The organism is Lapillicoccus jejuensis, from assembly GCF_006715055.1.
GTDB classification, from domain to species: Bacteria; Actinomycetota; Actinomycetes; order Actinomycetales; family Dermatophilaceae; genus Lapillicoccus; species Lapillicoccus jejuensis.
Window position 1 is genome coordinate 539,853 of the sequence record NZ_VFMN01000001.1, and the last position, 14,937, is coordinate 554,789.

At 71.2% G+C, this 14,937-nt stretch carries 27 protein-coding genes; 1 reads left to right on the plus strand and 26 read right to left on the minus strand.

The window, feature by feature from the left end; translation table 11 throughout:
• Positions 1–9: 9 nt before the first annotated feature.
• The 26 genes from infA to FB458_RS02725 form a co-directional block, all read right to left on the minus strand.
• Positions 10–231: a translation initiation factor IF-1 gene (gene infA / locus FB458_RS02600; protein WP_141846521.1), complete on the minus strand. Its 222-nt coding sequence runs from the start codon at positions 229–231 to the stop codon at positions 10–12.
• Between the two features lie 116 nt (positions 232–347).
• Positions 348–1,190 carry a type I methionyl aminopeptidase gene (gene map / locus FB458_RS02605; protein WP_141846523.1) on the minus strand — a complete coding sequence of 281 codons (843 nt, stop codon included), beginning with the start codon at positions 1,188–1,190 and terminating at the stop codon, positions 348–350.
• 8 nt (positions 1,191–1,198) lie between these two features.
• Positions 1,199–1,780, minus strand: coding sequence for an adenylate kinase (locus FB458_RS02610; RefSeq protein WP_141846525.1), 582 nt, complete (start codon positions 1,778–1,780; stop codon positions 1,199–1,201).
• Positions 1,780–3,102 carry a preprotein translocase subunit SecY gene (gene secY, locus FB458_RS02615; protein ID WP_141846527.1) on the minus strand — a complete coding sequence of 441 codons (1,323 nt, stop codon included), beginning with the start codon at positions 3,100–3,102 and terminating at the stop codon, positions 1,780–1,782. Before secY ends, FB458_RS02610 begins: the two co-directional genes overlap by 1 nt.
• A 238-nt stretch (positions 3,103–3,340) precedes the next feature.
• The gene (gene rplO, locus FB458_RS02620; RefSeq protein WP_141846529.1) at positions 3,341–3,820 is read right to left on the minus strand and encodes a 50S ribosomal protein L15; all 480 of its coding nucleotides are present in this window, start codon (positions 3,818–3,820) and stop codon (positions 3,341–3,343) included.
• 2 nt (positions 3,821–3,822) lie between these two features.
• Positions 3,823–4,005 carry a 50S ribosomal protein L30 gene (gene rpmD / locus FB458_RS02625; RefSeq protein ID WP_141846531.1) on the minus strand — a complete coding sequence of 61 codons (183 nt, stop codon included), beginning with the start codon at positions 4,003–4,005 and terminating at the stop codon, positions 3,823–3,825.
• A gap of 1 nt (position 4,006) precedes the next feature.
• Positions 4,007–4,669: a 30S ribosomal protein S5 gene (rpsE, locus tag FB458_RS02630; RefSeq protein ID WP_141846533.1), complete on the minus strand. Its 663-nt coding sequence runs from the start codon at positions 4,667–4,669 to the stop codon at positions 4,007–4,009.
• A 52-nt stretch (positions 4,670–4,721) separates the two neighbouring features.
• Positions 4,722–5,102 carry a 50S ribosomal protein L18 gene (gene rplR, locus FB458_RS02635; RefSeq protein WP_141846535.1) on the minus strand — a complete coding sequence of 127 codons (381 nt, stop codon included), beginning with the start codon at positions 5,100–5,102 and terminating at the stop codon, positions 4,722–4,724.
• 3 nt (positions 5,103–5,105) lie between these two features.
• On the minus strand, positions 5,106–5,645 hold the full coding sequence (gene rplF, locus FB458_RS02640) for a 50S ribosomal protein L6 (protein WP_141846537.1): 540 nt from the start codon (positions 5,643–5,645) through the stop codon (positions 5,106–5,108).
• Between the two features lie 27 nt (positions 5,646–5,672).
• Complete coding sequence (gene rpsH, locus FB458_RS02645; RefSeq protein WP_141846539.1) at positions 5,673–6,071, minus strand: 30S ribosomal protein S8; 399 nt, start codon at positions 6,069–6,071, stop codon at positions 5,673–5,675.
• A gap of 88 nt (positions 6,072–6,159) precedes the next feature.
• Entirely contained in the window at positions 6,160–6,345 is a 186-nt protein-coding gene (locus FB458_RS02650) for a type Z 30S ribosomal protein S14 (protein WP_141846541.1), read from the minus strand.
• Between the two features lie 3 nt (positions 6,346–6,348).
• Positions 6,349–6,906: a 50S ribosomal protein L5 gene (rplE, locus tag FB458_RS02655; protein ID WP_141846543.1), complete on the minus strand. Its 558-nt coding sequence runs from the start codon at positions 6,904–6,906 to the stop codon at positions 6,349–6,351.
• A complete protein-coding gene (rplX, locus tag FB458_RS02660; RefSeq protein ID WP_211355907.1) occupies positions 6,906–7,283 on the minus strand; it encodes a 50S ribosomal protein L24 in 378 nt (125 codons plus the stop codon). The genes rplE and rplX overlap by 1 nt, the downstream gene beginning before the upstream one ends.
• 2 nt (positions 7,284–7,285) lie before the next feature.
• On the minus strand, positions 7,286–7,654 hold the full coding sequence (gene rplN, locus FB458_RS02665; RefSeq protein WP_141846545.1) for a 50S ribosomal protein L14: 369 nt from the start codon (positions 7,652–7,654) through the stop codon (positions 7,286–7,288).
• Positions 7,651–7,956, minus strand: a complete 306-nt coding sequence (gene rpsQ / locus FB458_RS02670; protein WP_141846547.1) for a 30S ribosomal protein S17 — start codon at positions 7,954–7,956, stop codon at positions 7,651–7,653. Before rpsQ ends, rplN begins: the two co-directional genes overlap by 4 nt.
• The gene (gene rpmC / locus FB458_RS02675; protein WP_141846549.1) at positions 7,953–8,249 is read right to left on the minus strand and encodes a 50S ribosomal protein L29; all 297 of its coding nucleotides are present in this window, start codon (positions 8,247–8,249) and stop codon (positions 7,953–7,955) included. Before rpmC ends, rpsQ begins: the two co-directional genes overlap by 4 nt.
• Complete coding sequence (gene rplP, locus FB458_RS02680) at positions 8,249–8,668, minus strand: 50S ribosomal protein L16 (RefSeq protein WP_141846551.1); 420 nt, start codon at positions 8,666–8,668, stop codon at positions 8,249–8,251. The genes rpmC and rplP overlap by 1 nt, the downstream gene beginning before the upstream one ends.
• A gap of 3 nt (positions 8,669–8,671) precedes the next feature.
• Positions 8,672–9,496 (minus strand): 30S ribosomal protein S3, encoded by an 825-nt coding sequence (rpsC, locus tag FB458_RS02685; RefSeq protein WP_141846553.1) that lies wholly within the window; start codon positions 9,494–9,496, stop codon positions 8,672–8,674.
• Positions 9,496–9,873, minus strand: coding sequence for a 50S ribosomal protein L22 (rplV, locus tag FB458_RS02690; protein ID WP_141850283.1), 378 nt, complete (start codon positions 9,871–9,873; stop codon positions 9,496–9,498). The genes rpsC and rplV overlap by 1 nt, the downstream gene beginning before the upstream one ends.
• A 35-nt stretch (positions 9,874–9,908) precedes the next feature.
• Positions 9,909–10,190 carry a 30S ribosomal protein S19 gene (gene rpsS, locus FB458_RS02695; RefSeq protein ID WP_141846555.1) on the minus strand — a complete coding sequence of 94 codons (282 nt, stop codon included), beginning with the start codon at positions 10,188–10,190 and terminating at the stop codon, positions 9,909–9,911.
• Positions 10,191–10,202: 12 nt separating this feature from the next.
• Positions 10,203–11,039, minus strand: coding sequence for a 50S ribosomal protein L2 (rplB, locus tag FB458_RS02700; RefSeq protein WP_141846557.1), 837 nt, complete (start codon positions 11,037–11,039; stop codon positions 10,203–10,205).
• 29 nt (positions 11,040–11,068) lie between these two features.
• Positions 11,069–11,371, minus strand: a complete 303-nt coding sequence (rplW, locus tag FB458_RS02705; protein WP_141846559.1) for a 50S ribosomal protein L23 — start codon at positions 11,369–11,371, stop codon at positions 11,069–11,071.
• A complete protein-coding gene (gene rplD / locus FB458_RS02710) occupies positions 11,368–11,994 on the minus strand; it encodes a 50S ribosomal protein L4 (RefSeq protein ID WP_141846561.1) in 627 nt (208 codons plus the stop codon). Before rplD ends, rplW begins: the two co-directional genes overlap by 4 nt.
• Positions 11,995–11,998: 4 nt before the next feature.
• Positions 11,999–12,655: a 50S ribosomal protein L3 gene (rplC, locus tag FB458_RS02715; protein WP_211355908.1), complete on the minus strand. Its 657-nt coding sequence runs from the start codon at positions 12,653–12,655 to the stop codon at positions 11,999–12,001.
• A 7-nt stretch (positions 12,656–12,662) separates the two neighbouring features.
• Positions 12,663–12,971 (minus strand): 30S ribosomal protein S10, encoded by a 309-nt coding sequence (rpsJ, locus tag FB458_RS02720; RefSeq protein ID WP_019146773.1) that lies wholly within the window; start codon positions 12,969–12,971, stop codon positions 12,663–12,665.
• A gap of 329 nt (positions 12,972–13,300) precedes the next feature.
• Positions 13,301–14,122, minus strand: a complete 822-nt coding sequence (locus FB458_RS02725) for a VOC family protein (protein WP_141846563.1) — start codon at positions 14,120–14,122, stop codon at positions 13,301–13,303.
• 51 nt (positions 14,123–14,173) lie between these two features.
• On the opposite strand from FB458_RS02725, the gene FB458_RS02730 reads away from it, so the two are divergent.
• On the plus strand, positions 14,174–14,917 hold the full coding sequence (locus FB458_RS02730; protein WP_141846565.1) for a DUF2785 domain-containing protein: 744 nt from the start codon (positions 14,174–14,176) through the stop codon (positions 14,915–14,917).
• The last annotated feature ends 20 nt before the right edge of the window (positions 14,918–14,937 follow it).

The window sequence follows — 14,937 nt, forward strand, 5'->3', positions numbered from 1 at the left end:
GGGTGGGGCTCAGCGGTAGCGGAAGACGATACGGCCGCGGTCGAGGTCGTACGGCGAGAGCTCGACCACCACGCGGTCCTCGGGGAGGATCCGGATGTAGTGCTGTCGCATCTTGCCCGAGATGTGGGCGAGCACCTTGTGACCGTTCGAGAGCTCCACGCGGAACATCGCGTTCGGGAGCGCCTCCACGATCGTGCCCTCAATCTCGATGACACCGTCCTTCTTGGCCATGTCCTCCGTCAATCCGTCGAGTGCGTGCTCAGGACAACGAAACCGGGTGTCGGAGCACACGACACCCAACGGACCATGTTACGGGAGGGCCCGCGCCCCGACCTAATCGGCCGGGCTCAGTCCAGCGGCGCGTACGGCGCCCCGAGGGCGGTCAGGCGCGCCTGCCCGCCGTCGAGGGCGGTGAGCACCGTGAGGCCCGCCTCGGTGACGGCGACGGAGTGCTCCCAGTGCGCGGCGCGCGAGCCGTCCGTCGTGACGACCGTCCAGTCGTCGGCGAGCACGCGGGTCTCGGCGCTGCCCCAGGTGAGCATCGGCTCGACCGCGCCCGTGAAGCCCGCGCGCACGAGCGGCCCCTTGTCGCGCACGGCGTAGTTCGGGATCTGCGGGTCCTCGTGCATCGTGCGGCCGATGCCGTGCCCGACGTACTCCTCGACGATGCCCAGCTCGTGGCCGTCCCGGGCCCCGCGCTCCTCGACGAGCTCCTGCACGGCGTCGCCGACGGCGTAGAGCCGCTCGCCGACCGCGAGGGCGGTGATGCCCGCCCACAGGGCCTGCTCGGTCACCTCGACGAGGGTGCGGTCGGCGTCGGTCCCGGCCTGCGGCCCCCCGACGACGAGCGACACCGCCGCGTCGCCGTTCCAGTCCGCGAGCTGCGCGCCGCAGTCGACCGAGAGCAGGTCGCCGTCACGCAGCACCCGCTCACCCGGGATGCCGTGCACGACCTCCTCGTTGACGCTCGTGCACAGCGTGTGCCGGTAGCCCGGCACGAGCTGGAAGTTGGGCACCGCGCCGTGGTCGCGGATGAACGTCTCGGCGAGGGTGTCGAGCTGGAGCGTCGTCATCCCGTCGCGCACCTCGCGCTGGAGCAGCTCGAGCGTGCGCCCCACGAGCAGCCCGGCCGCGCGCATGAGGACGAGCTCCTCCGCCGACTTGGCGGGGGTCTGACGTCGACCGAACACGGGCGGGGTCAGTCCCGCTCGCCGGTGCGCGCGTCGATGGCGGCGACGAGCCGGGCCGTCACCTCGTCGACGTCGCCCATGCCGTCGACCTCGAGGACGAGGCCCCGCCCGCCGTACGTCGCGAGCAGCGGGGCGGTCTCCTGGCGGTAGATGGCCTGCCGCTCGCGGATGACGTCCTCGGTGTCGTCGGTGCGCCCGTCCGTCTCGGCCCGCTTGAGCAGCCGCTGGACGACCGCGTCCTCGTCGACGGTGAGCGAGACGACGGCGTCGAGCGACGCGCCCGCGGCGCTCAGGGTGCCGTCGAGGAAGGCGACCTGCCCACCGGTGCGGGGGTAGCCGTCGAGCAGCCAGCCCGGGGCGGTGTCGTCCCAGGTGAGCCGGTCGCGGACGATCTCGTTGGTCAGCTCGTCGGGGACGTAGCCGCCGGAGGAGAGGATCTGCTCGACCTGCTGCCCCAGCTCGGTCCGCTCCTTGATGTTGGTGCGGAAGATGTCGCCCGTGGAGATGGCGGGGATGCCGTACTGCGCGGCGATCTTCGCGGCCTGCGTGCCCTTGCCGGCGCCGGGCGGACCCATGATGAGGAGACGCATCAGCGGAGGAACCCTTCGTAGTTGCGCTGCTGGAGCTGGGCCTGGATCTGCTTGACCGTCTCCAGACCGACGCCGACGATGATGAGGATCGACGTCCCGCCGAAGGGGAAGCTCTGCGACGCGGTGCCGCCGAACGCCTTGAGCGCCAGCAGCGGGATGAGCGAGATGACGGCGAGGTAGAGGGCGCCGGGCACGGTGATCCGGGTCAGCACGTAGTCGAGGTACTCGGCCGTCGGACGTCCCGCGCGGATGCCCGGGATGAAGCCGCCGTACTTCTTCATGTTGTCGGAGACCTCGACCGGGTTGAACGTGATCGACACGTAGAAGAACGTGAAGAACAGGATCAGCACGGTGTAGATGAGCATGTAGATCGGGTGGTCGCCGCGGGTCAGGTTGTTCTGGATCCACTGCACCCAGCCCGCCGCGGGGGTGCCGTTCTGCGGGGTGTTGAACTGCGCGACGAGCGCGGGCAGCGACAGCAGCGAGCTGGCGAAGATGACCGGGATGACACCGGCCATGTTGACCTTGAGCGGGATGTAGGTCGACGAGCCGCCGTACATGCGGCGTCCGACCTGGCGCTTGGCGTACTGCACCGGGACGCGGCGCTGGGACTGCTCGACGAAGATGACGGCGGCCATGATGACGAAGCCCATGAGGATGATGCCGATGAAGACGTCCCAGCGGCCGTCGCGCTGCTGGATCTGCCACAGCGAGCTCGGGAAGCCCGAGGCGATCGAGGTGAAGATCAGCACGGACATGCCGTTGCCGATGCCGCGGTCGGTGAGGAGCTCGCCCATCCACATGATGAGGCCGGTGCCCGCGGTGAGCACGAGGACCATGATGAGGATCGTCGGGATCGACTCGTCGTTCATGATCGAGGTGCAGCTGGGGCCGAAGATCTGCTCCGGGTTGCGCGCGAAGGTGATGAGCGTCGAGCTCTGGAGGATCGCCAGGCCGATGGTCAGGTAGCGCGTGTACTGCGTCAGCTTGGTCTGACCCGCCTGGCCCTCCTTCTTGAGGGCCTCGAACCGCGGGATGACGACCGTGAGCAGCTGGATGATGATGCTGCTCGTGATGTAGGGCATGATCCCGAGCGCGAAGATCGACAGCTGCAGCAGCGCCCCTCCGCTGAAGAGGTTGGCCAGGCCGATGAAGCCCGACTGCGGGTCGGCCCCGTCGAGGCAGGCGCGGACCTTGCTGTAGGACACCCCGGGCGTCGGCACGGCGGTGCCCAGCCGGTACACCACGATGATGAACAGGGTGAACAGCAGCTTCTTGCGCAGGTCCGGCGTCCTGAACGCGCGGACGAATCCGGCAAGCATCGACTTCCTCCTGATGGCGCGCGCCTGCGCGCATCGTGCGATCACCCGGGGGTGAAGGGGCCGCCGCTCCCGATCGGGCGTGCGACCCCGTGAGGATACCCCGCTCCCCCGGCGCCACGGCGCCGGTCGGGACGGGGGTCACGCCGAGCGGTACGGCGTCCTCGGTGGACGGGGCGGGGACGACGGCGGCCGGCGCCCCGAGGGGGCGCCGGCCGCGCGTGTCGTCCGCCGGGTGGCGTCAGAGCGCCGTGGTGCTCCCGCCGGCCGCCTCGATCTTCTCCCTGGCGGAGGTCGAGAAGGCGTGGGCGGTGACGTCGACCTTGACGGTCAGCTCGCCGGTGCCGAGCACCTTGACCAGCTGGCCGCCGCGGACGGCGCCCTTGGCGACGAGGGACTCGACGGTCACGTCGCCGCCCTCGGGGTAGAGCGCCGAGATGCGGTCGAGGTTGACGACCTGGTACTCGGTGCGGAACGGGTTCTTGAAGCCGCGCAGCTTGGGCAGGCGCATGTGCAGCGGCATCTGACCGCCCTCGAAGCGCTCCGGCACCTGGTACCGGGCCTTGGTGCCCTTGGTACCGCGACCGGCGGTCTTGCCCTTGCTGCCCTCACCGCGACCCACGCGGGTCTTCGGCGTCTTCGCGCCCGGGGCCGGGCGCAGGTGGTGGACGCGCAGGGTCGAGCCCTCGCCGGCGTCCGCGGTGGCCTTGGTGTCGGCCATGCTCACTCAACCTCCTCGACGGCGACGAGGTGGGTGACGGTGCGGACCATGCCGCGGATCTCCGGGCGGTCCTCCTTCACCACGACGTCGCCGATGCGCTTGAGGCCGAGGGTGCGCAGCGTCTCGCGGTGGTTGCGCTTGCCCCCGATCTCGGAACGGGTCTGGGTCACCTTCAGGCGCGCCACGTCAGGCACCCGCCTTCGCGTCGGCCTTCTCCGCCCGGGCCGCGGCCTGGGCGCGCAGCATGGCGGCGGGGGCGACGTCCTCGAGGGGCAGACCGCGGCGGGCCGCGACGGCCTCGGGACGCTCGAGGCCCTTGAGGGCCTCCCGCGTGGCGTGGACGATGTTGATGGCGTTCGACGAGCCGAGCGACTTGCTCAGGACGTCGTGGATGCCGGCGCACTCGAGCACCGCGCGCACCGGGCCACCGGCGATGACACCGGTACCGGGAGCGGCGGGGCGGAGCATGACGACACCGGCGGCCGCCTCACCCTGGACGGGGTGCGGGATGGTGCCGGCGATGCGCGGGACCTTGAAGAAGTCCTTCTTGGCCTCCTCGACGCCCTTGGCGATCGCCGCGGGCACCTCCTTGGCCTTGCCGTAGCCGACGCCGACGGTGCCGTCACCGTCGCCGACGACGACGAGGGCGGTGAAGCTGAAGCGACGACCACCCTTGACGACCTTGGCGACGCGGTTGATGGTCACCACGCGCTCGACGTACTGGCTCTTCTCGGCGTCGCGCGAGTCGCGGCGGTCGCGGCCGTCGCGGCCACGCCCGTCGCGGCGGTCGCCGCGCTCGTTGCCGCCGGCACCGGTGGCGCCGGTGCCTCGACGCTGGGGTCCGGGCATCAGAGGTTCCTCATCTCGCTGGTGTGGTTCTCGTTCACGGTCACGGCGGGGGTCACAGCGCCAGACCGCCCTCGCGGGCGCCCTCGGCGATGGCGGCCACCCGGCCGTGGTACTTGTTGCCGGCACGGTCGAAGACGACCGACTCGACGCCGGCCTGCTTCGCGCGCTCGGCGACGAGCTCGCCGACCCGGCGGGCCTTGGCGGTCTTGTCGCCCTCGAGGGCGCGCAGGTCCGCCTCCATCGTCGAGGCCGACGCGAGCGTCTTGCCGACGGTGTCGTCGACGACCTGGACGAACAGGTGGCGGGTGCTGCGCGACACCACCAGGCGGGGGCGCTCGGTCGTGCCGGCGATCTTCTTGCGGCCACGGACCTGGCGGCGCACGCGCGCCGCGGCCTTGCTCGTGCCGCGCTTGACGATGCTCTTGCCTGCCATGGCTTACTTACCGGCCTTTCCGACCTTGCGACGGATGTGCTCGCCCGCGTAGCGCACGCCCTTGCCCTTGTACGGGTCCGGCTTGCGCAGCTTGCGGATGTTGGCGGCCACCTCGCCGACCTGCTGCTTGTCGATCCCCGCCACCGTGAAGCGGGTGGGGTTCTCGACGGTGAAGGAGATGCCCTGGGGCGGCTCGACGGTGATCGAGTGGCTGTAGCCCAGGGAGAACTCGAGGTTGCTGCCCTTGGCGACCACGCGGTAACCCGTGCCGTGGATCTCCATCTTCTTCTCGTAGCCCGCCGTCACGCCGACCACCATGTTGTTGATCAGCGAGCGGGTGAGGCCGTGCAGCGAGCGCGAGGCGCGCTCGTCGTCGGGGCGGGTGACCTCGACGACGCCGTCCTCGCCGCGGCCGACGGCGATGGGCTGCGGGACCGCGAGGGCGAGCTCGCCCTTGGGGCCCTTGACGGTGACGGCCTGGCCGTCGATGGTCACGTCGACCCCGGTGGGGACGGTGACGGGAAGTCGTCCGATTCGCGACATGTCAGTGTTCTCCTCGTACCTGTCCGCTCACCAGACGTAGGCGAGGACTTCCCCGCCGACGCCCTTCTGCGCGGCCTGCTTGTCCGTCAGGAGACCCGAGGACGTCGAGATGATGGCGACGCCCAGACCACCGAGGACCTTGGGCAGGTTGGTCGACTTCGCGTAGACCCGCAGGCCGGGCTTGCTCACGCGGCGGACGCCGGCGATGGAGCGCTCCCGGTTGGGGCCGTACTTGAGGTCGATGGTCAGCGTCCGGCCGACCTCGGCGTCCTCGACCTTCCAGCCGGCGATGTAGCCCTCGGCCTGGAGGATCTCGGCGATGTGGGACTTGAGCTTCGAGAACGGCATGGACACCACGTCGTGGTGCGCCGAGTTGGCGTTCCGCACGCGGGTCAGCATGTCCGCGATCGGGTCGGTCATGGTCATGGGTTGGGCCTTCGCCCTTCCTCAGGACGGTTTCCCTCCCGGCGGGTGCCGGGGGGACCTGTCCTGTCAGCAGTGGTGGGGGGTGGTGTTACCAGGAGCTCTTGGTCACGCCGGGCAGCTCGCCCCGGTGGGCCATCTCGCGCAGGCAGATCCGGCACAGGCCGAACTTGCGGTAGACCGAGTGCGGGCGGCCGCAGCGCTGGCAGCGCGTGTAGGCGCGGACCTTGAACTTCGGCTTGGCGTTCGCCTTGTTGATCAGAGCGGTCTTGGCCATCGGTCAGTTCTCCTTGAACGGGAAGCCCAGCGCCTTGAGCAGCGCGCGTCCCTCGTCGTCGTTCGCCGCCGTGGTGACCACGGTGATGTCCATGCCGCGGACGCGGTCGATGCGGTCCTGGTCGATCTCGTGGAACATCGACTGCTCGTTGAGGCCGAACGTGTAGTTGCCGTGACCGTCGAACTGGTTGCCGTTCAGGCCGCGGAAGTCGCGGATGCGCGGCAGCGCGATGGACACGAGGCGGTCGAGGAACTCCCACATGCGGTCACCGCGCAGCGTGGTGTGCGCGCCGATCGGCATGCCCTCGCGCAGCTTGAACTGCGCGATCGACTTGCGGGCCCGGGTGACGACCGGCTTCTGGCCGGTGATCGCCTCGAGGTCGCGCACGGCGCCCTCGATGAGCTTGGAGTCGCGAGCGGCCTCGCCGACACCCATGTTGACGACGACCTTGACGACGCCCGGCACCTGCATGACGTTGCCGTAGCCGAACTGCTGGTGCAGGGACGACTTGATCTCGTCCTGGTAGCGCGCCTTGAGGCGCGGAGCGGTGGCGGTCGCCATCACAGGTCCTTCCCGGAGCGCACGGCGACGCGGGTACGGCGGGCCTTGGTGCGCCCGTCGCGCTCGACATCCTCCACACGCGTCCTGACGCGGGTCGGCTTCTTGGTCTCGGGGTCGACGACGGCCACGTTGCTCACGTGGATCGGCGCCTCGGTGTGGACCAGGCCGCCGGTGCGGGTGCCACGGTCGGTGGCCCCGGACTTGACGTGCTTGGTCACCCGGCCGACGCCCTCGACGAGGACGCGCTGGGTCTCGGGGTAGACGGCGATGACCTTGCCCTGCTTGCCCCGGTCGCCGCCGTTCTTCTGGCTGCGGCCGGAGATCACCTGGACGAGGTCGCCCTTCTTGATCTTCATCTTCGGCTTCGTGGTCGCCATGGTCAGAGCACCTCCGGCGCCAGCGAGACGATCTTCATGAAGCGCTTGTCGCGCAGCTCGCGACCGACCGGACCGAAGATGCGCGTACCGCGCGGGTCCCCGTCGGCGCGCAGGATCACCGCGGCGTTCTCGTCGAACTTGATGTACGAGCCGTCCGGACGCCGGCGCTCCTTGACGGTGCGCACGATGACGGCCTTGACGACGTCACCCGACTTGACGTTGCCCCCGGGGATCGCGTCCTTGACCGTGGCGACGATGGTGTCCCCGATGCCGGCGTAGCGCCGACCGGACCCACCGAGCACCCGGATGCAGAGGATCTCCTTGGCACCGGTGTTGTCGGCGACGCGCAGTCGCGTCTCCTGCTGGATCACTTGGCCTTCTCCAGAATCTCCACGACTCGCCAGCGCTTCGTCGCCGAGAGCGGGCGGGTCTCCATGATGAGGACGCGGTCGCCGACCGAGGCACCGAAGGCCTCGTCGTGCGCCTTGATGCGGCTGCTGCGGCGCAGCACCTTGCCGTAGAGCGCGTGCTTGACGCGGTCCTCGACCTCGACGACGACGGTCTTGGTCATCTTGTCGCTGACGACGTAACCCTGTCGGGTCTTGCGGTCGCTGCGCACCGAGGACTCGGAGGAGTCCTGCGCCGCGGCGCTGTCCTGGGTGTTCTCGCTCATGCCTCGTCCTGCGCCTTCTTCGACTTCTTCGCCTTCGTGGTCTCGGTCGGCTCCTCCGCCGGGGCGGCGGGGGCCGAGCCGATCCCGAGCTCGCGCTCGCGCATCTCGGTGTAGATCCGCGCGATGTCGCGACGGACGGCACGGAGCCGGCCGTGGTTGTCCAGCTGGCCCGTGGCGGACTGGAATCGGAGGTTGAACAGCTCCTCCTTCGCCTTGCGGAGCTCGTCGACGAGACGGTTGTCGTCGAAGCTGCGCAGCGAGTCAGGAGCGAGGTCCTTGGTCCCGACGGCCATCAGATGTCACCACCCTCACGGCGGACGAAGCGGCACTTCATGGGGAGCTTGTGCATCGCCAGGCGCAGGGCCTCGCGGGCCACGGGCTCGGAGACGCCGGACAGCTCGAACATGACGCGGCCGGGCTTGATGTTGGCGATCCACCACTCGGGCGAACCCTTGCCGGAACCCATGCGGGTCTCGGCCGGCTTCTTGGTGAGCGGACGGTCCGGGTAGATGTTGATCCAGACCTTGCCGCCACGCTTCATGTAGCGGGTCATGGCGATACGAGCGGACTCGATCTGGCGGTTGGTGACGTAGGCCGGCTCGAGGGCCTGGATGCCGTAGTCACCGAAGGAGATCGCGGTGCCGCCCTTGGCAGCGCCCGAGCGACCCGGGTGGTGCTGCTTGCGGTGCTTGACTCGACGGGGGATCAACATGGCTCAGCCCTGCTCGGTGGTGCTGGACGGGGTGGCCGACTCCGCCGAGGCCTCGGCGGGAGCGGCGGTGGCGTCGCCCGCGGGGGCGGCGTCGCGGTCACGGCGGGCGCGGGTCGGGCGCTCGGCGCCGTCGCGGCGAGGACCACGGGGCGCGCGCGGCGCGGTGGCCTGCTGCTGGGCGAGCTCACGCGCGGTGACGTCGCCCTTGTAGATCCACACCTTGACGCCGATGCGGCCGAACGGCGTACGGGCCTCGTAGAAGCCGTAGTCGATGTTGGCGCGCAGCGTGTGCAGCGGGACGCGACCCTCGCGGTAGAACTCCGAGCGCGACATCTCCGCGCCGCCGAGGCGGCCGGAGCACTGCACGCGGATGCCCTTGGCGCCGGCGCGGGTGGCCGACTGCATGCCCTTGCGCATGGCGCGACGGAACGTGACGCGGGCGGCGAGCTGCTCGGCGATGCCCTGGGCGACCAGCTGGGAGTCGACCTCGGGGTTCTTGACCTCGAGGATGTTCAGCTGGACCTGCTTGCCCGTGAGCTTCTCGAGCTCGCCGCGGATGCGGTCGGCCTCGGCGCCGCGGCGGCCGATGACGATGCCCGGGCGCGCCGTGTGGATGTCCACGCGGACGCGGTCGCGGGTGCGCTCGATCTCGACGCGCGAGATGCCGGCGCGCTCCATGCCCGTGGACATGAGCTTGCGGATCGCGACGTCCTCCTTGACGTAGTCGCGGTAGCGCTGACCCGTCTTGGTGGAGTCGGCGAACCACCGGCTCTGGTGCTCCGTGGTGATGCCGAGGCGGAACCCGTGCGGGTTGACCTTCTGACCCATCAGCGGCCTCCTGCCTTGCTCGTGGACTTCTGGGACTGCGCGACGACCACCGTGATGTGGCTCGTGCGCTTGTTGATGCGCGACGCGCGGCCCTGGGCGCGGGGGCGGAACCGCTTCATCGTCGGGCCCTCGTCGACGTACGCGGCCTCGATGACCAGGCGGCGCTCGTCGAAGGCGACCGAGTCGCGGTCGGCCTTGACGCGGGCGTTGGCGATGGCGCTCTCGACGACCTTGCGCACGGGCTCGGCGGCCGACTGGGGGGCGAAGCGCAGGGTGGCGACGGCCTCGGTGGCGGCCTTGCCGCGGATGAGGTCGACGACCCGGCGGGCCTTCATCGGCGTGACGCGCACGTGGCGCGCGCTGGCCTGGGCCGACACGGGGGTCTCCTTGGTGGTGGCGTTCGGGGTGGCCATCAGCGACGACGCCCCTTCTTGTCGTCCTTCACGTGACCCTTGAAGGTGCGCGTGGGGGCGAACTCGCCGAGCTTGTGGCCGACCATCGACTCGGTGACGAACACCGGGACGTGCTTGCGGCCGTCGTGCACGGCGAGGGTGTGACCGAGCATGTCGGGGCTGATGACCGACCGACGCGACCAGGTCTTGATGACGTTCTTCGTGCCGCCTTCGTTCTGGGCGTCCACCTTCTTCTGAAGGTGGTCGTCGATGAAGGGGCCCTTCTTCAGGCTACGAGGCATGGTTCAGGCTCCTCAGCGCTTCTTGCCGGTACGACGGCGGCGGACGATGAGCTTGTCGCTCTCCTTGTTGGGGCGACGCGTGCGTCCCTCCGGCTGACCCCACGGGCTCACCGGGTGGCGACCACCGGAGGTCTTGCCCTCTCCACCACCGTGCGGGTGGTCGATCGGGTTCATGGCGACACCGCGGACGGTCGGGCGCTTGCCCTTCCACCGCATGCGGCCGGCCTTGCCCCAGTTGATGTTCGACTGCTCGGAGTTGCCCACCTCGCCGACCGTGGCGCGGCAGCGCAGGTCGACGTTGCGGACCTCGCCGGACGGCATGCGCAGCTGCGCGTAGGGGCCGTCCTTGGCGACGAGCTGGACGCGCGAGCCGGCGGAGCGGGCGATCTTGGCGCCGCCGCCGGGCTTGAGCTCGATGGCGTGCACGACCGTACCGACCGGGATGTTGCGCAGCGGCAGGCTGTTGCCCGGCTTGATGTCGGCCGAGGGGCCGTTCTCGATCCGGTCACCCTGCTTGAGGCGGTTCGGCGCCAGGATGTAGCGCTTCTCGCCGTCGGCGTAGTGCAGCAGCGCGATGCGCGCGGTGCGGTTGGGGTCGTACTCGATGTGGGCGACGGTCGCGGGGACGCCGTCCTTGTCGTGGCGACGGAAGTCGATGACGCGGTAGGCGCGCTTGTGACCGCCACCGATGTGCCGGGTGGTGATGCGGCCCGAGGAGTTGCGGCCACCGCTCTTGGTGAGCGGGCGGACCAGCGACTTCTCCGGCGTCGAGCGCGTGACCTCGACGAAGTCGGCGACCGACGAGCCGCGACGGCCCGGCGTGGTCGGCTTGTAGTTACGGATACCCATGGTGAATTTCCCTTGTCGTCCTCGTCAGCTCAGGCGCTCGCGCCGAAGATGTCGATGGACCCTTCCTTGAGGGTGACGATCGCGCGCTTGGTGTCCTTGCGGCGACCGATCCCGAAGCGGGTCCGGCGGGCCTTGCCCTGGCGGTTGAGCGTGTGGACCGACTCGACCTTGACGCCGAACACCTGCTCGACCGCGATCTTGATCTCGGTCTTGTTCGAGCGCGGGTCGACGAGGAACGTGTACTTGCCCTCGTCGAGCAGGCCGTACGACTTCTCCGACACCACCGGGGCGATGAGGATGTCGCGGGGGTCCTTCGCGTGGATGCTGCTCACTTGCCGTCCTCCTGCACGTCGGCCGCGGCGGCCTTCGGGCCGGCGACGAAGGCGTCGAGCGCGGCCTGGGTGAAGACGACGTCCTCCGCGCAGAGCACGTCGTACGTGTTGAGCTGGTCGACGGCCAGGACGTGGACGTCGCTGAGGTTGCGCACGCTCTTCCAGGCCACCTCGTCGGTGCGGGTCAGCACGACGAGGAGCGAGGCGCGCTCGGTGAGACCCGAGAGCGTCGCGCGGGCGGCCTTGGCCGAGGGGGCCTCGCCGGTGACGATGCCGTCGACGACGTGCACGCGGCCGTGGCGGGCCCGGTCGGACAGGGCCCCGCGCAGGGCGGCGGCCTTCATCTTCTTGGGGGTCCGCTGGCTGTAGTCGCGCGGCTGCGGGCCGTGCACGACGCCACCACCGGTGAACTGCGGCGCGCGGGTCGAGCCCTGACGGGCGCGGCCGGTGCCCTTCTGCCGGTACGGCTTGGCGCCGCCACCGCGGACCTCGCCGCGCGTCTTGGTCGAGTGCGTGCCCTGGCGGGCCGCCGCGAGCTGCGCGACGACGACCTGGTGGATGAGCGGGACGTTGGTCTGGACGTCGAAGATCTCCGCGGGGAGATCGGCGTTCGTGGTCGCCATGGACTCAGGCTCCCTTCGCGGCCGTGCGGACGAGGACGACCGCGCCGCGGGGGCCGGGGACGGCACCCTTGACGAGCAGCAGGCCCTTGTCGGCGTCCACGGCGTGGATCGTCAGGTTCTGGGTGGTCTGGCGCACGCCGCCCATGCGGCCGGCCATGCGCATGCCCTTGAAGACGCGACCGGGGGTGGAGCACCCGCCGATCGAGCCCGGCTTGCGGTGGTTGCGGTGCGCACCGTGGGAGGAGCTGACGCCCTTGAAGCCGTGACGCTTCATGACACCGGCGAAGCCCTTGCCCTTGGTCGTCGCCGAGGCGTCGATCTTCTGGCCGGCCTCGAAGGTCTCGGCGCTGAGCTCCTGGCCGAGGGCGTACTCGCCCGCGTCGGCCGTGCGCAGCTCGATGAGGTAGCGGCGCGGGGTCACGCCGGCCTTCTCGAAGTGGCCCTTCATGGGCTTGTTGACCTTGCGCGGGTCGATGTCGCCGTAGGCGATCTGCACCGCGCCGTAGCCGTCGGTGGCCTCGTCGCGCAGCTGCGTGACGACGCACGGGCCGGCCTTGATCACCGTGACGGGGACGAGGCGCCCGGCCTCGTCCCAGACCTGGGTCATGCCCAGCTTCTCGCCGAGCAGGCCCTTGACGTTCTTGACAGTCGTGTCAGTCATCGTGGCCTCAGAGCTTGATCTCGATGTTGACGTCGGCGGGCAGGTCGAGCCGCATGAGCGAGTCGACGGCCTTCGGCGTCGGGTCGATGATGTCGATCAGCCGCTTGTGCGTGCGCATCTCGAAGTGCTCGCGGCTGTCCTTGTACTTGTGGGGCGACCGGATGACGACGAAGACGTTCTTCTCCGTGGGCAGCGGCACCGGGCCGACCACCGTGGCACCGGCACGGGTCACCGTGTCAACGATCTTGCGCGCCGAGCTGTCGATGACCTCGTGGTCGTACGACTTCAGCCGGATGCGGATCTTCTGTCCCGCCATCTGAAGTGGGTCTCTCTCTCGCCGAACATCTGCCTGGGGTCCTGCTCGCCTGACCACCGACCCCCGCGGTCGGGTGTGTCGCACCTGCTCCGCGGCCCGGCGACCGGCATGGAGGAGCCCGGTCGCTGGGTGGTTCGTCGTGGCCCGGCCGAGCCGGGCGCCTGCGCTTCCCCCGGGCCACCTCGGGTGTCCGGGCGGGGGCGGCGGGACCGAACGGGTCGGTCCCACGCGACAAGCAACCTGACCAGTGTGCCAGAGGGCTCCGCACAGGCCAAATCCCGGCCCCCGCGGTCGGGCGCGCCGCGGCTCCTCCCCCGTCGGGACGACGCTCAGGGGACCGGCGCGACCGCTCCCGTGAGGGGGTCGCGCCCGGTGAGACAGTACGTCGCCCCGACCGGGTCCACCAGGACCGTCCACCCCGGGGTGTCGCGCACGACCGTGGCCCCGAGGGCCACGTGGGCGGCGACGGCGCGACGCCGTACGGCGGGGTCGCTGCCGGCCGCGAGGTCGAGGTGCGCCCACGGCGCCCTCCCCCGCTCGTCCTCCCCCAGGCTGTGCAGCAGCAGCCGCACCGGCACCCCGCGCTGGGGGGCGGGACCCGCCCCGAAGCCCTCCGGGCGCAGCACGGCGAGCTCGGGGCGCCGGCCCACCACGCGCTCCCAGCCCGTGAGGCCCGCCCAGAAGGCCGCGTCGACCTCGGCGCGGTCCGGCGGCAGGTCGAGGGCGAGCTGGTCGACGCGCGTCGGCGGCTCCCCGGTCGGGTCCGGGCGGGCGTCGCCCGTACCCTCCCCGTCGCCGGTGACGCAGAGGGGCTGCCCACCGGGGGTCGCGAGGACGACCACGCCGGGACGCCGCCCGACGACCCGGGCCCCCCGGGCGCGGGCGTGGGCCACGGCCCGCTCCGGGTCGCCGACGCGCAGGTCGGGGTGCCAGCCGACGGGTCCGTCGTCGACGGCCTGCAGCCGCAGCACCGGCCGCCCGGCCGGCGGCACGACCGTGACGAAGCGGCCGTCGTCACGCCACGGCGACAGGTGCCCGCCGGTCGCCGCCGCCCAGAAGCCCGCGGCCCGGCGGACGTCGGCCCGGGGCACGTCGAGCGAGACGTCCACCCAGCGCAGGTGCAGGCCCGACGTCGCGTCCACGGACGTCACGCTAGGGCACGGTAACCGCGGACGACGCCCGCGCGTCTACGCTCGTCGACCGTGCTCGATGACTCCGCCGTCGACCGGCTCGTCCGGGACCTCGCCTCCCCCGACCCCGTCGTGCGCGACGACGGCGCGGCCACCGCGGTCGGCGCCGCCCTGGCGCAGGGCGACCTCGACGCGCCCCACCGACGGCGGCTCGGCGACGCCGCGTGCGCGCTCCTGACGCACCCGCGGGCCGAGGCCCGCTCCTTCGGCGCGCTGACCCTCGCCATGCTCGGCGCGCACGAGCCGCCCCGGGAGGCCTGGGTCGACGCGCTGCTCGCGTGGTACCCGACGGAGCCGGACCAGCGCGGCTGGGACGACGACCTCGGCTGGGTGCACGCGGTCGCCCACGGCGCCGACGCCCTCGGCGCCTGGGGCGTCACCCGGGCGGTCGCACCGACGCGGCTTCTCGAGGCCGTCGCCGACCGGCTGACCACGCCCTCGGACGCGGTGTGGCGCGACCAGGAGGACGACCGTCTGGCCTGCGCGACCGCCCTCGTGCTCTCCCGATGCGAGGACGAGCAGGTCGCCACGACCTGGCTGGCGCCGGTCGTCGAGCTGCTCGCCGACGGCGAGCCGGGGCCGGTGCCGGGCCACGTCAGCAACGCCCTGCGCACCCTGCGCGGCCTGTACGTCACCCTCGACCAGCAGCCGCTGCAGGACGGCGCGCCGCTGGCCGTACCGCACGCCGCGGCCGTCCGCGGCGCCCTCGCCGCGGCGCTCGAGCCGCCGACGGCCTGGGCCTGGCGGCGGGCCTGACGCGCGGGGTCGGCGGGCGG